The following is a 14,613-nucleotide window of genomic DNA, read 5'->3' as shown; positions in this document are numbered from 1 at the left end:
TTTACATACCTCCGATAGCTACTACACCCATGATCGCAGCCAGGAATGTTGCGACAAAGGATGCGAGCACAGCTTTGGGGAATTTCTTGAATTTGGGGTCATGGAACCCTTCAATGGTCCCTCCGATGTTATATGATGGTATGACCGCATTAACAAAGAAAAGGCCAATTGCGAAGATGCTTGCAATACCAATGAAATTTGCTTCAGGCAATCCGTTCTCAATGCTTAATAGGGAGTAATATATGAGAGAACCGCCTAATCCGCCAAGTCCGGCGCCGATGACTCCGCTTATGAAGGATGCGGTTGGAATGCCGTGTCCCTCTGTACCCTGGGATACATAGAGATCCTGTCTGTCCTTGGTGATCGGGTCATACTTGACCTTTGCGGATGCGGGTGGACAACCGACACCATATACATACATCCACTGTCCTACTATCATTGTAACTGATATCATTATCATTGCACCGATGGTTCCGGAAGCAATGATAAGTGCCATACTCTCAGTAACGTTCATCATGAACCCTGCGGTCACAAGGCCGGTAAGACCTGCACCTGCAGCAAGCTGAACTGTACCTGTACCTACGCCGGTTGCCTGTGCCATAGCTGCCGGAGCTCCTCCGACCGGGACCAGGTGGACACCCAGTGCAATAAGCATTCCGCCGAGGGTTATTAAAAGTATATTAAGGAAATCCTCTGCTATAATTCCGACTATATCTATCAAGCTGCCACCTCTGCTTCTTCATCTTGCTTGTAAGGGCCATATGCATTACGTGCAGCGACTTCAATGTTCCTGTTCCAGATTATCAGTAACAGTACGATGATCGCTCCTGCAATGATCGATGCCCAGCCGAGTGCATCACTTTGTGAGGCATCGAATACCACGGTGATCCAGCCGCTAAGGAATACTGTCATTCCGAAGGCAATGCCGGTGGCCGGTCCTCCAAATTTGGCACAGAACCATGAATTGTCAATACCGTTCCTGAGGCCTGATTCTGCCTTTCTCACGATGTTCCCTGAGTTTGCAGCGTTAAGCCCGGATCCGAATTCAACATTCTGGAATTCACGTTCAGCACCATAGTGGACATCCCCGGTGGATGATCCGATAGCACCGACAGTTATTCCCCATATGAATGCCAGAAGCGGCAATGAGAACGGATGTTCCAGAACGGTTGTCATGAGGTATGCTACCACAAGTATACAGAAGGTTGTGATGAATGCATATCCCATCATAACCGGAACGTGCGATCTTACGATGTCAAGATAAATTGGTTGTTTGAAACGTTTCTGACTTGCTGATCTGCCTAAATAAGATGTTACTGAATAAGTGCCGTGTACTGTTGCTGCAAGAATAGCTCCAATTGTCAATGCAAGAACAGCAGATGCACCAGAGCTTATTAGAACAGAAGCGATAGTTCCACCGATAGCACATATCAGTGCGTTTGATGGTGGTTCGCCAGATATGGCTTTATTAAATATCCTGTGTGGATACATCATCTGGGGCGCTAATTGCACTTGAGAGTTCGGGTTACTCTGGGACCCTACGTCTGACTCGAGGTCTTCAGAAGCACCTGCAATAGTTGCAGCTGCTCCGATCAGTGCCATTACGCCCATGCCTGTGAGCGGTTCCATTCAGATTTCCTCCTTTTTTATTTGTATATGCGTAAATCGTGCCAAAATTATAATAATCGACATGAGTTCGATCTTTTTTATTTTATCATAATTGATATGGCGTAGACTAACGTCAGGTGGTTTGCATTATATTAAATACTTATTAAACCTTTCGAATGAAAGCGGACAAAAAATCCTTATTTATGCAGGATGGGCCGGGCAAAAGCTAATAAAAAATATATTAATTTCTCTATTTAATTTAAAAAGGAGTGATGTGTTCATTTTCTGCGATCAAGGCTAAGTATATATATGTCCGGACGTGGTTTCTTCCCGCTTCCTCTGGCGAAATCCATATAACACCGGTTGCAGAGCACACGTGAATTGAGGGATGCTATCTCTGAGGTACCGGGTATGATTCTCGCAAAAAGGAAAGATGGTTCGATATCCAGCTCAAGGGATGCTTCTTTCAGGTACTGTGCAATATGATCCTCAAATATCTCAAGGTCATCTGCCTGGAGCCCGCGCGCATTTGCAGTAATCCCGCAGCATCCGCAAGGCAGGGCAAAAGCATCTTCCTCTATAAGGAAGACGGGCTTTGCAAGCAGGTCGCGTAGTTTGTTTTCAAGAACACTCCGGTTCTTTGAGAGCTTTTGTGTTATATTCATGTTGATCCACCTGTACTTTTCAGGGGCTGAAGTGTCGATTGCATGTCATCTACTGAATATACCCGCACGATCCTTTCAGTCAGCCTCTTGCAATAACCGCAATCTGAACAGATCTTATTACATTGTTTCCACTGGTCCAGGGTACCTTTAAGCTCCTTGTTAGGTATGTAGAACAGGTCGCGTATATCCCTCGGGCAGTCGAGCAGGTCCATAAGATTCCCGTCGTAATCCCTGTTTGTGTATGCATGGACATTGTTAAGTATCCAGTTTGTGAAATGCGTCCTGCCGCCTATCTTGAAGGTGTCTGTGATATGCTCGTACCTCTTTGTGTCCTCAGGTCGTATCCAGGGTGACTTTATCAGTTGCTGGGGGTCATTGATCCGGAGTGACAGGCACTTATAATAATAATAGTCATCAAGTACGTTCAATTTCGGACCAGGACCGTTGGCATGGGAGAAGAAGTTGAAATGTGCATATCTGAAAGGACACTGGTAAAGGCAACCTTCGTTAACCAGAAGTTTCAGGCCGCATGTGACCGACTCTTTAATAGCTTCCAGTTTTGCGAAATCCCTATTGACTACAGGGTCCACAACGATTGTATCAGCACCCAGTTCCTCATAGAATTCTGCCTTTTGAGGGGAGTCAACAAAGGAAAGGACCGATACAACTACTTCCATATTGTAGTCTTTTGATAGCATTTCCACAAAATAAGGTTCTGCAACCGTGATGGAATCGATGCCAATGTCGTTGAGCCTGTCAAAGTACCAGTGGATCTTATTGAAGCCCTGCGGAGTCAGATGCTGCCCGCCCATGCAAGAGCTGTTGAGCACGATCTCCATCTTTACGCCTTTATCGTGTGCATACTCTGTCTGCTCACGTATCTCCTCTATCCCCGGTGCTCCCAGATTTGTCCTTCCGGTTCCCACATAGTCGGGAGTTCCCGCCATGTATATCGCATAGATGTTATCGGGGCCTGATAACAGGTCTTGCAGGCCCTCCATGTGTCCCACATGCGGTACGTAAAGTTTCATCATTTGGTGGAACGCTTTTACTAAGATAAAGATTTTGGTGAGACGAAACCAGAGGAATGCTGTCAAAATTATCTCATTTGCTGGTGCAGTGTCAGGTGTTGCTCTCGATCTGAAATGCCTATCTTTATGATGAGTCTTGTGATGAATTATATCCTGGGGGGACCACAAGAACCAGTACGTCAGACATCTGCAGCACTTTCTCGGTAACAGTACCCACTAATTTTTTTATTCCGTTCTTTCCCTGGGTTCCCATGACGATCCTGTCCACGTTGAACTGTTTTGCAACTTCAACTATCATCTCGGGTGCATTGCCACCCACGACTGTAGTCTCTATACGTCCTTCCTCACAGCCCATTTGTAGCAGCACGTCCCTGAGACCCTGGAGAATGTTCTCTGCACCTTCCTTGCGCCACGTTTTCCTGGTAAATCCCTTGTCATCCACAACATGGAGAAGTATCAAATGATAATCGTGTTCCATGGCGATCCTGGCCGCAACCCGGGCAGCATTTTCGGCGTATGCCGAACCATCGGTAGGGATCAGTATCTTCATTGTTCTAGGATAATGCTGCGCTATTATTAAATATTTGGATTTGCTTTTAGTCTGTACTATAGTGGCTGCAATACCAGTCGAATATATGCCCGGTGGAATGTTGGTGAATAAATATCGCAAATTCAAAAAGATGGACAATAAGAGTTATTCCGAAGTAACGCGCTTTCTTAAAGAGACAACTCACCTCACTGCGCGTGAGTGGGTCACTGCAAGATTATGTGCGGACTTTAAGAATCTTTCAAATCAGTCTGAAATGACCTGGATAGGTGAAAAACTCCCGGAGCTTGTTCCCTTTATGGATGAGGCATATTCAAGGCAGGAAGTATCAAATGCACGTGCCTCTTTCAAGAAAAAGGTCCAGCGTAGCGGCACTACATTCTTTTATGCCTACTATGCCGGTCTGATCACCCAGGAAGAAATGATAACTTTTATTCACAGGATCGTAATCGATATTAAAAAACTAATGGACACAGAAGGTACTGAGGTTCCTGAGGAGCATGCTACCGAGGTCCAGTTATTGATTGCAGATGTCCTGCGCAGGATCAATGAATCTCTGGATGAGGATTATTAACATCTCTCTCAAGGTGCCTGCAATACCTTTCAAGCATTCGCATCTCTATCTGCCGCAGGTACCTTGCCTGAACTCTGGATATGTACAAGGTGCTGTCCCCTATCTCGACCGTAAGGTCCGTGTCCTTTGGAGTGCTGTACTCAATAGGATAAATGACGGGTCCGCCACATGTTGTACACAGCCTGAAGTCCCTGGCAGCTTTTTTTATAAAATTTTCTACATCTTTTTCAATTTCTATCTCTCTTGGAGTATCTACCATGGGTCTAATGCAGTATCTTTTATACTTAACATTTATTGTTATTAATATTTCATATTAATGACCCGGCTTTCCCAAGCAAATTTAAATTGAATGAATTCCAATCTATGTCTCATGTTGATGAAGGATAAAGGAAAGCTTGTTATCTGGCCTGCATATATTGATAAAGCCAAGTCAAGAAGTAGAGGTCGTATCATTTCACGAAAGACGTCTATAAACGAACCTACTATCAAAGAGATTGGGCTTGCAGCTGAAAAGTTGGGTTTGAATCCGGAAACCGAACCTGATAAAGCCTATCCGAAGTCCTGGTGGGAATCAAAAGGAAGGGTCCTTATAGATAATACAGCTCCAAAGACCATTCTTTCCAGAAAGATCTCTTCCACGATCAAGGAGATGCGTGGAAAGTAACTTGAGCAGTCTGTAATGTTCAAAAACTTCTGAAATTGTTTGTTAAAAGGATAAAAATAATGAGCCTCTGTTTTCAGGAAAGAGGCCACATTCCATAATTTGCATTCAGTAGAAGTATTCCCAGGCCAATCACTATGCCTACGGTTACGACGGTTTTCGGACTGACGTGTATTGCCCTTTTGTCGGCCTCATAATAACGCATGAGACCTGCCGATGACATAAGTCCGCTGCCCTCTGATTTCTTTTTTGCCATGTTATCTCCGTATCAGTTGCTGTTAACAGTATTAAGGTGTTTTTCTTAGTTATCTGTTGCCCTTGATGTACTTATTGATTTAAAAGATTGTGCTCTCAGGCAATTAGCTCATCCAGCAGGAAAGGCGGATAGAACACTCCCTTCTCAGTTATCACAGCAGTCACATTCTCCATCGGTGTCGCGTCAAAGGCCGGGTTGTAAACCTTTACATCCGCAGGCGCTATCTGCAGATCCCTGAAGAAACGCAGCTCTTTTGAATCCCTTTGTTCAATGGTGACAGTGTCTTCCCAGTTATTAGGATCAAATGTTGAGATGGGTGCGGCAACAAAGAATGGTATCTCATGTTCTCTTGCAAGCACAGAGTGGGTGTAGGTACCTATCTTATTGAAGACTGCATCCCCTGTTATCCTGTCGGCACCCACGATGACCTTATCCACCATACCATTATTCATAACATGACCTGACATGGAATCGGTAATAAGTGTCACAGGTATATTGTCCTGCATGAGTTCCCATGTTGTTATCCTGCCTCCCTGGTTGAGTGGTCTTGTCTCACAGGCGATCACATTTATCTCCTTGCCTGCATCCACAGCGGAACGGATGACTCCGAGTGCCGTTCCCCAGTCCACACATGCCATTCTTCCTGCATTGCAGTGTGTCATGACAGTGTCACCATCGTCCAGTAATCTGGCTCCGTGTTTTCCCAGCTTTTTGTTGGTTTTTACATCCTCATCTGCGATGTTCTTTGCCTCGGCAAGCACGACATCTCTGATGCCATCGAGATTATATGCGTCCGGGATTGCACTTATGGTCCTGTCAACTCCCCATGCAAGGTTAACTGCGGTAGGGCGTGTGGCCTTGATCCTATGTGCTGCTGCTTTTAGTTCCTCTGTCAGGATGTCCATGTCATCCGCATTGCTGAGGGTTGCGGCAAGGGCGATTCCGAATGCTCCGGCAGCCCCGAGAGCAGGTGCCCCTCTGACACGCAGGGATGTGATGCCCTCACAAAGTGATTCAAGTGTCCTGCACTCGATGATCTTGTACTCCATGGGAAGGAGCGTCTGATCTATCATCACAATTGAATTTGATTCGTCATTCCAGTCTATGGTTCTCATGATATCTACCCGATAAAAGACATGCCTGGGATAAAAGTGTGAAGGTAGGTCCTATTAGATATCCTTCTGGTGGCAGGATATTCGCAGCAGGGTCATCCGGTTCCTGCATGGCCTAGGTTTCCTTGTCATCTGATTTTTTTTCCCTTTTATGATTCTCCTTCGAATTCATCAGTTTTGATAGTTCTTCAGTCTCTTCAAAGCTTTCCAATATGATCTTGATGGATATTATCAGGGGGGTAGAGATGATCGCACCAGCGGGTCCCAGTACGTAGGTCCAGTATATCAGGGATAATAACACGACAGATGGGGATAGCTCCAAATCTCTTCCTGCCAGCGAAGGGAACAATACCTCATCTGCTAGCAAATTTATGAAAAGGATGCTTATGATTAAAATGATGGCTCCGGCAGGCCCATATTGTAACAACGCAAGCAACGCAGGTGGAATCGATGCCAGGGTTAGGCCGATGAAAGGAATATAACTGAATATGAATATGACCACTCCCCAGAATATCGCAAACTCGATATTGGCTATAAATAAAATGACTGTAATCCCCAAAGCTGTGATTAAGTTTGTTTCTGTTCTTACTATGACGTATCTCATAACGACCTTGCCGAGATCGTGCAATTTTTCCAGTAATACAAACTCTTCTCCTAACTCTTTCTTTATCTTCTGAGAGGTCCCGGCAGAGTCCAGTAAGAGAAATGTCGTTATGAAGAGGATAAGTAGTATTGTTGTAGTGGCATTTATAATACCGTTGAGAATTCTCATACCAAAGCCTACAAGGGATGCAACGATATCCTGAAGAATTCCCTGGATCGAGATCTCTTCTACTGAAGGGATATACTGCACAATTGTTTCAGTATACTCTGTCAACTCCGTTTCATATACGGGTATCCTTTCACTTAACTGGGTTACAGTGACTGAGGTCAGAAGCCCAAAAACTGCTGTTATTAGGATGAAAAGAAGGAGGACCATACCAACACTAATTAGGGGTGGCACTCTTTTTCTCTGGAGCCAGCGAACAAGGGGAGCGAATATAAGTGCTGTGAAGAATGAAAAGAATAATATCAGCAATATGGAGGAGATCTCCTGCATCCCAAGTGTCAGCAATATAAAACCAATGCTCAGTAGAAATAGCTTCATAGGTGGTGATATTGTATCACTTTGCTCTCTTTCCGTTTATATGTGCCTCCTGATATTGATTTGGGGTCTCACTCAATCCTGATCAATCTTGGCATGTCGTGTAGTTGCTGTGGGATTCCCGATGATCAAGTGGTAGAACTGCTTACCGGGGCAGTAGTGATTATTGCTACACCAACACGTCAGATACTCTATTCTTCACATTTCTTTGATCACATGGAAACATGTGAACTGCCCTGCAGGCCGTATAACTATGAATCCCGATCCTCTCCGGAATCAGTGCCCTTCATGTATGGTCCAGTTTCTGCCAGTATTTACTGTGGTCGATATTTCACCTCAAAGAACTATAAATTTTATGAAACTATACGGAGGAGCAAAGTTCTGTCCAACTCCCGGATATGAGTATGATTCGGATGGGCTATGTTCTGTGGGATTGCTAAGGTAAGTGTGCGGTCTGTTTTCAATTTCAGCAAAAACGACTTGATTATGCCCAAATCACACAACAATATCTGTATGTCATTATATATAGACAGTTAAATATATATATATATATGTTGAATATCAGGATGATCCTTGTCGGTTCTGTTCTCCAAAGCAAGACCGTCTGTACTGGCCGGTTTCCAGCAGGAATCCCTGGGCTTGCTGATTTCTTACCTTTATATATTCAGATATACAATACTATATAATATGCAAAAACCTCTGCTCATTCATGACCCTGTGCACAAGACAATCATACTCGATGAGTTAGAACAGATGCTTGTCAATACCAGGCATGTTCAGAGACTCAGGAATATCCAGCAACTGGGACTTGTGGATAATGTCTACCCTGGTGCGAACCATACGCGTTTTGAACATAGCATAGGGACAATGCATATGGCATCTGTTATGGGAAGTTCACTGGAACTTGAACAGGAGGATATACGCAAGATACGGCTTGCTGGTCTTTTGCATGATGTGGGGCATCCGGCGTTCTCCCACGTAGTCGAAGGTGTACTCAAAAGGGATGTTTTATTGCAACCTGTTATGGACGGTGTACACTTTCTCGGCCACGAGGCTTTCACCAGGCAGATAATATCTGAACACATGCCAGAAGACATGTCCATCTCCAGCTATGTGGAAAAGGAATTCGGTGCTGACCCGCACACATTCTTCAGGGAAATATCAAAGATCGCCACAGGTGACACCTCCTCCATGGAAAAACCCTATCTTGCGCAGATAATCTCGGACGATGTGGATGCGGATCGTATAGATTTCCTGCTAAGGGATTCTTATCACACCGGTGTTTCCTTTGGCATGATAGACGTGGACCAGATAGTACGCAGTCTTATGATACGGAACGGAAATGTAGTCCTGGGAAGTCCCCTGGGTTCGGGTTACGATGAGGACATGGCCCTGACAGCAGCCGAATCCATGCTGATATCCCGGGCACATCACTACACTGCTATTATACACAATCCCAAGACACAAGCCTCACGCATGATGCTGTTGCAGGCGCTTGAGGATGCTCTCATACAGTTCGGCAAAAAGCACGGCACAAAAAGTGCCAGGGAGGAAGTAGTGCGCTTCTTCACGCAATACAACGATGACGACCTTCTGGGTTTTATCAGGTCATATGGGTCGGAGCAATCTTCCCGAATGCTCACTGACATCCGTGACGGTTTTATATTCGTGCCTGTTGCCAGGTTAAACCAGAAGACTATCCCTCCTTCAATAAGGATGACACTATCTACTATAGCCCGTCATGGTGTGGCAACAAAGAAACTTGAAGACCTGGTTGCAAGGGAGCTGGGTGATGTTCTGGTCGATCTGAGCGTAGCTTCCGGGGTCCCGAAAAGTATGCGTATAGTCATTGGGGATGAAGATGCTTTTTTCTATGATGAATCGGCACTTGCCAACGGCCTTGTGCGGGTTATATCAAGACAGCTGTCTCTAACGGCTTTCGCGCATCCTGATATGGCGAAGGATGTGGATAAAGGTAGTATGGCAGGAAGGCTCAGGGTGGCTGTGGATAGAATATCTCCAAAACTGCTGCATTTTATCCGTACAGAACATTATCTGCCGGTGGAAGGTGTCATATTGTTGTTCTTTGGAGTTCATAATGTTTTTGTGAAGGAAGAGGATGGTTTTGTTTCCATCCCTCGTTTAAGGCACATTACCTGGCTTTACCGGACCATCAGGCATCTGCGTGGATCTGTAAGGCTTAAGAATCTGTTCGATTACTCTTTCCATGACAAATACGGTTTCCCATATAGTGAAAAGCTCTTTGAGGACATACAGATACTTGTTGCCATGGGCATAGTTAACGAGGATCTGCGTTACTATGAGAAAGGAGGCAGGTTCCGGCAGAGTTATGAATATGTCCTTACATGGGATGGTGTCGAATATGCAAAGGCGCTTGCTGATGCCTACCGGCCGGAATTCGAAGAGATAATGGAGTATCTTGTGATTAACAAGCATTCCGTTCCCCGGGATATTGTCACAATTCCGGCTAACAGGTACGCGTCAGGAAAACGCTACACAGGTGTAAACTAAATGCAATCAGGTGAATTGGTTATGCTTAAGACCTCCCGCAGGGGAAAGGTCAGGGAGTTTATTGTGAATGTCTGCGATGACGAATTTCACACGGATTTCGGGATTATCGATCTTTCGGTGCTGCTTGAGAAGTCTCCGGGGGATAATGTGATATCTCACATGGGTCAGGAGCTCACAATACAGCGGCCACGTATGCCTGATTTCTTCAACCATGCAAAAAGAACAGGTGCCCCTATGATGCCCAAGGATATAGGTCCCGTAATTGCCTATACCGGGCTCAATAAGAATGATTCTGTACTTGATGCGGGCACGGGCTCGGGCATACTTGCAATGTATCTGGGATCCATAGCAAAACGTGTTCTCAGTTATGAGATACGTGAGGATTTCGTAAATGTTGCCAGGAAGAATGTATTGAGCGCCGGGCTTGATAATGTGGAGATCAGATGTGGTAATATAGTTGACGAAATATCGTCTGTTGAAGAAAGATTTGATATTGTCACACTGGATACACAGGACTCAAAGGATGTCATTCCTCATGTCCGGGAAGTTTTGAACCCGGGTGGTTTCCTGGTGACGTACTCTCCCTTCTTCGAGCAGACCAAGGATATCAGAAAAGCAATAGATGAGGCAGGCTTCTATGATGTCAGGACCATTGAATGTTCTGAGCGTGAGATCTCATTTTCCGACAGAGGTACAAGACCGGCGACCTCCAGGGTCGGTCATACCGGTTTTATAAGTATCGCAAGGATCTAAAATATTATCTGATGCCTTCTGAAGTTACTCTGAACTCACAGCTCTTTCCTTCGGGGATGGAGCGGTGCTTCCAGAGTTTTGCACGCCTTGTGCCTTCTCCGGTTTTCTCAAGCTGGATTATACTTTTGGAAATGTGTTCTATCCCGCTGCCACCGATGGGTTTCAGGGTACCTGTCACTACATCGCTGTACACCTGGTTTGTTATGACGACAGCCAGTTTGTGCTTGCGTGCGACACCATGCAGGAAACCTATCTGGTTGGCAAGTTCTCGCCTTGACCTGATGCTCGATTCTTCCTGGTCAAGCTCAAACCTGTAAAATGCTGTTGCAGAGTCAACTATTATCAAGCCTATCCTGTCTGATATTAGTTTTTCTATCTCTTTAACTGAAGCATATTGTTCTTCAAAACTGCCTGGCTCGAAGATAATGATCTCTCTGGCTATCTCCTTTGCGTTCTCTCCGGCGATCTGTTTGAATCTCTGGGGTGAGATGGCTTCGGTGTCAATGTAAATTACTTTTTTTCCGTTCTTGACACATTCCACTGCAAGCTGCATGCACAGGTTTGTTTTGCCACTGCCGGCCTCCCCGAATATCTGTGTCACAATGCCTGTTTCAAAACCTCCTTCAAGGAGTTTGTCTATACTCTGACTGCCGGATGATAGCTGCTTGGTTATCTTTTACACCTCTTGTTCTGGACTAATTGCTATAATAGGCTTCATAATATACATCTTTTGTTAAAGACGGTTTGTATTCAGATCTATAATCAGAATGGTTTCAACTCGGGCACCATAATTGATCTATATTTTCCTGTGTATGTTATCACGTCTATTTGCTATGTCTTCTATCATCCGGTGTTTTGTTACCAGACAGAGTTTGAAAAAGCATTATTAAGCTAGGAGGCATTTGTATAATTTACCTCACGGTGTAAAAGGCAACGTAAAAAATAATGTCAACTGTATATGCTTTTATGGTTGGCATTGTCGTTCCTCTTCAGGTGAGTAATTATATAAATAATTAATTATAAATAACAAGGGACGCGAGAAACATGGCTGAAGTGATTATATATACAACAAAGACATGCCCGAAATGTGAACAGCTGAAAAAGGTACTTAATTCAAAGGGTATTAATTTTAAAACAGCCGACATGTCCACTCCTGAAGCCCTCACTGAACTGAAATTCAATGGAGTTTTCACGATGACTGCACCTGTCCTTCAGATAGACGACGAGTTTTTAACTCATAAGGACCTCTTCAAGGGTCCTGACGTTAATATGGATGCACTGGGCAGCCTTGTCTGATCTTATTGTTGTGAGGTGGGAAAGATGGATATCTGTGCTACTAAAAATAAAATGGCTGGGGAAAAAAGGGATCCAGAACAGGCTGATCAGGAGCAGGATCGGTTCCGGATAGAAGAAAATAAAGGGGTATCGAATAATATGACATCGCTTACAAAACCACATGCCATTCAAAAGACGCTTGATGGTCACACGATCTCCATAATGCCCAAGGTGCGCACTACAGTGGGGCACATGGTTGAATGGGACCGCAGTATCATTATCAACCAGTTATTAAAAGAGACTAAGCTTGCCGAGAGGTTTCACGGGAAACCCGGTATAGAAAAAGACGAGGCCCAGGATATTGCAAAAGAGGTCGAACGCCGTATCAGGATCCTTGACCTGAAGTTCCTTTCGGGACCTCTGATCAGGGAGATCGTAAATATAGTTCTTCTTGAGAAAGGGCATATAGAGTGGAGGAATATCTCTACCAGGGTAGGTACTCCGGTATACGATGCATGTGAGATCGACCTTGGAAGCGGGTTTGAGGCCCGGGACAACGCAAACCTGCAGGAGAATGCAGAAACCTCTCATAAGAAAAAGGCAGATAAGATCTCCAAGGAACAGTACCTTCTCTTGCTGCCTCCCGAGACAGCTGACCTGCATTTAAATGGTGATCTCCACATACATGATCTGGAATATCTCGGTACCCGTGCGTTCTGTCAGGACTGGGATCTCAGGTATTTCTTCTACTATGGTCTTATGCCGGACGGGTCCGGTGCAAAGGCAAGTGTTGCCGGCCCTGCAATGAAAGCTGAAGTTGCTATACTTCATGCTGTCAAAGCCCTGGGAAGCGCCCAGACCAATTTTGCAGGCGGACAGGGTTTCTATAATTTCCTTACATTCCTTGCGCCTTACCTGGAAGGCAAGAACTACACCGACATAAAGCAGCTTATGCAGATGTTCGTTTATGAGATGACCCAGATGATGGTTGCTCGTGGTGGGCAGGTCGTGTTCTCCTCTGTTCAGCTGTCCCCTGGCATACCAAAGCTCTGGAGGGATAAGCCCGCAGTCTACAAGGGCAGGGTCCATGACGGTACAAATGGTACTGAGAAACGTACCTACAGCGAGTTCGAGCGTGAGGTCCGTCTGTCGTTCAAGGCCCTTATGGATGTCATGATAGAGGGTGACAACTGGGGCAAACCCTTCAATTTCCCAAAGCCGGAGATATCACTTGAACCTGACTTCATGGAAGAGGACGAATTCTTTAACAGGGCAAATCCTGACCTGCCGGGCTACGAGGAACTGTATGACATGACCTTTGAGCTGGCGGCAAAGTTCGGCACACCATATTTCGATAACCAGCTACCTGAATACAGGGGCGCAGGCGAGGGTATATCCTGTTATCAGTGCTGTGCATACCAGTTCTCAGCCAACGCGGATGCGGATGAAAGTTTTGAGGACAAACTACTGTTCAAGGATGGAAAGCATTTTTCCATGGGTTCCTGGCAGGTCTTATCCCTTAACTGTCCGAGGGCCGCATACAGGGCTAACGGGGATGACCAGGCTCTCTTCGCAGACCTGAGGAACCTCATGGACAAGTGTATCAAACTGTTCAAGACAAAGCGCAGCTGGATGGAGAGTATTATTGAGAGCAACAGAATGCCCTTTGCGACCCAGATGCCCAAAGATCCGATTACGGGCAAGAAAGGTGCAATAGCAGTTGATATCGATGCGCTTGTGTATACCATCGGTGTGATCGGCATAAACGAAATGGTGCAGTATCATGTAGGCTCCCAGATACATGAGTCCAAAGATGCTTTCAAGTTCGCTATCAGAGTTATGACCGAAATGGAGATGTACGCACATGAGCTCAGCGAGAGACATGGTATGGAAATAGCACTTGCACGCACTCCTGCAGAGACCACCGGTCAGAGGTTTGCCGTATCCGATCTCCTGCATGACGAATATAAGGATGCAGTGCTGGAAGTTGTCAAGGGCGACAAAGAAGCTGCCCTTGCAAAACTCGGCAAGGCCCATGATCTTCCTGTCTACTACACCAACGGTACCCATGTACCCCCGGGAGCAAATATATCTCTGATAGACAGGATCAACATCGAGCATGTGTTCTTCCCGATCGTGGATGGAGGCAATATCTGCCATATATGGATGGGAGAGGGTGCACCCGATGCAAAGGGGCTCAAGGAATTCGCAATGAAGATAGCAAGGAACACCCAGATAGGTTATTTCGCTTTTACTAAGGACATGACCGTATGTCTCAACGACTTCCATATTATGTCCGGTCTGAAGGATTGCTGTGAGAACTGCGGTTCCGATGATGTAGAGCAGCTTTCAAGGGTAACGGGATATGTGCAGGCGGTTAACGGCTGGAACAATGCAAAGAAGCAGGAGCTTGCAGACAGGATGCGCTACAGTTCAAGCGATATGATCTGATCAT

16 protein-coding genes are annotated in these 14,613 nt (G+C 45.4%); 6 read left to right on the top strand and 10 right to left on the bottom strand.

Annotated elements, in window-relative coordinates; all coding sequences use genetic code 11:
• Position 1: 1 nt before the first annotated feature.
• The 5 genes from mtrD to CUN85_RS02020 all read right to left on the bottom strand — a co-directional run bounded on the left by mtrD (position 2) and on the right by CUN85_RS02020 (position 3,854).
• Entirely contained in the window at positions 2–712 is a 711-nt protein-coding gene (gene mtrD / locus CUN85_RS02040) for a tetrahydromethanopterin S-methyltransferase subunit D (protein WP_268921572.1), read from the bottom strand.
• A gap of 5 nt (positions 713–717) precedes the next feature.
• The gene (mtrE, locus tag CUN85_RS02035) at positions 718–1,629 is read right to left on the bottom strand and encodes a tetrahydromethanopterin S-methyltransferase subunit E (RefSeq protein WP_135388496.1); all 912 of its coding nucleotides are present in this window, start codon (positions 1,627–1,629) and stop codon (positions 718–720) included.
• Between the two features lie 257 nt (positions 1,630–1,886).
• A complete protein-coding gene (locus CUN85_RS02030) occupies positions 1,887–2,273 on the bottom strand; it encodes a DUF5402 family protein (protein ID WP_135388494.1) in 387 nt (128 codons plus the stop codon).
• Complete coding sequence (locus CUN85_RS02025; protein ID WP_235856153.1) at positions 2,270–3,307, bottom strand: peptidase U32 family protein; 1,038 nt, start codon at positions 3,305–3,307, stop codon at positions 2,270–2,272. Before CUN85_RS02025 ends, CUN85_RS02030 begins: the two co-directional genes overlap by 4 nt.
• 121 nt (positions 3,308–3,428) lie before the next feature.
• Entirely contained in the window at positions 3,429–3,854 is a 426-nt protein-coding gene (locus CUN85_RS02020; protein WP_135388492.1) for a universal stress protein, read from the bottom strand.
• A gap of 103 nt (positions 3,855–3,957) precedes the next feature.
• Between CUN85_RS02020 and CUN85_RS02015 the strand changes: the two genes are divergently transcribed.
• Positions 3,958–4,425, top strand: a complete 468-nt coding sequence (locus tag CUN85_RS02015) for a DUF5806 family protein (RefSeq protein ID WP_135388883.1) — start codon at positions 3,958–3,960, stop codon at positions 4,423–4,425.
• On the opposite strand, the gene CUN85_RS02010 is transcribed toward CUN85_RS02015, so the two are convergent.
• Complete coding sequence (locus CUN85_RS02010) at positions 4,397–4,684, bottom strand: hypothetical protein (RefSeq protein ID WP_135388490.1); 288 nt, start codon at positions 4,682–4,684, stop codon at positions 4,397–4,399. The genes CUN85_RS02015 and CUN85_RS02010 overlap by 29 nt on opposite strands.
• Before the next feature lie 117 nt (positions 4,685–4,801).
• On the opposite strand from CUN85_RS02010, the gene CUN85_RS02005 reads away from it, so the two are divergent.
• Positions 4,802–5,089: a signal recognition particle protein Srp19 gene (locus tag CUN85_RS02005; RefSeq protein ID WP_135388882.1), complete on the top strand. Its 288-nt coding sequence runs from the start codon at positions 4,802–4,804 to the stop codon at positions 5,087–5,089.
• 73 nt (positions 5,090–5,162) lie between these two features.
• On the opposite strand, the gene CUN85_RS02000 is transcribed toward CUN85_RS02005, so the two are convergent.
• The 3 genes from CUN85_RS02000 to CUN85_RS01990 form a co-directional block, all read right to left on the bottom strand.
• Complete coding sequence (locus tag CUN85_RS02000) at positions 5,163–5,342, bottom strand: preprotein translocase subunit Sec61beta (RefSeq protein WP_135388488.1); 180 nt, start codon at positions 5,340–5,342, stop codon at positions 5,163–5,165.
• Positions 5,343–5,437: 95 nt separating this feature from the next.
• A complete protein-coding gene (locus CUN85_RS01995; protein WP_135388486.1) occupies positions 5,438–6,457 on the bottom strand; it encodes an S-methyl-5-thioribose-1-phosphate isomerase in 1,020 nt (339 codons plus the stop codon).
• A gap of 112 nt (positions 6,458–6,569) precedes the next feature.
• Positions 6,570–7,601 (bottom strand): AI-2E family transporter, encoded by a 1,032-nt coding sequence (locus tag CUN85_RS01990; protein ID WP_135388484.1) that lies wholly within the window; start codon positions 7,599–7,601, stop codon positions 6,570–6,572.
• A 684-nt stretch (positions 7,602–8,285) separates the two neighbouring features.
• Here CUN85_RS01990 and CUN85_RS01985 point away from each other — a divergent pair.
• Together CUN85_RS01985 and CUN85_RS01980 are read left to right on the top strand one after the other, a co-directional pair.
• Positions 8,286–10,130 (top strand): HD domain-containing protein, encoded by a 1,845-nt coding sequence (locus tag CUN85_RS01985; RefSeq protein ID WP_135388482.1) that lies wholly within the window; start codon positions 8,286–8,288, stop codon positions 10,128–10,130.
• 21 nt (positions 10,131–10,151) lie between these two features.
• Positions 10,152–10,883: a tRNA (adenine-N1)-methyltransferase gene (locus tag CUN85_RS01980; RefSeq protein ID WP_328591215.1), complete on the top strand. Its 732-nt coding sequence runs from the start codon at positions 10,152–10,154 to the stop codon at positions 10,881–10,883.
• Positions 10,884–10,887: 4 nt separating this feature from the next.
• On the opposite strand, the gene radB is transcribed toward CUN85_RS01980, so the two are convergent.
• A complete protein-coding gene (gene radB, locus CUN85_RS01975; protein WP_135388478.1) occupies positions 10,888–11,556 on the bottom strand; it encodes a DNA repair and recombination protein RadB in 669 nt (222 codons plus the stop codon).
• A gap of 371 nt (positions 11,557–11,927) precedes the next feature.
• Between radB and CUN85_RS01970 the strand changes: the two genes are divergently transcribed.
• Together CUN85_RS01970 and nrdD are read left to right on the top strand one after the other, a co-directional pair.
• A complete protein-coding gene (locus CUN85_RS01970; RefSeq protein WP_135388476.1) occupies positions 11,928–12,179 on the top strand; it encodes a glutaredoxin family protein in 252 nt (83 codons plus the stop codon).
• A gap of 138 nt (positions 12,180–12,317) precedes the next feature.
• Positions 12,318–14,609 carry an anaerobic ribonucleoside-triphosphate reductase gene (gene nrdD / locus CUN85_RS01965; protein WP_235856169.1) on the top strand — a complete coding sequence of 764 codons (2,292 nt, stop codon included), beginning with the start codon at positions 12,318–12,320 and terminating at the stop codon, positions 14,607–14,609.
• Positions 14,610–14,613: the final 4 nt, after the last annotated feature.

This window comes from Methanolobus halotolerans, assembly GCF_004745425.1.
Lineage (GTDB): Archaea > Halobacteriota > Methanosarcinia > Methanosarcinales > Methanosarcinaceae > Methanolobus > Methanolobus halotolerans.
The sequence above is the reverse complement of the archived record's forward strand: the minus strand, read 5'-3'. Positions and strand labels throughout refer to the sequence as shown.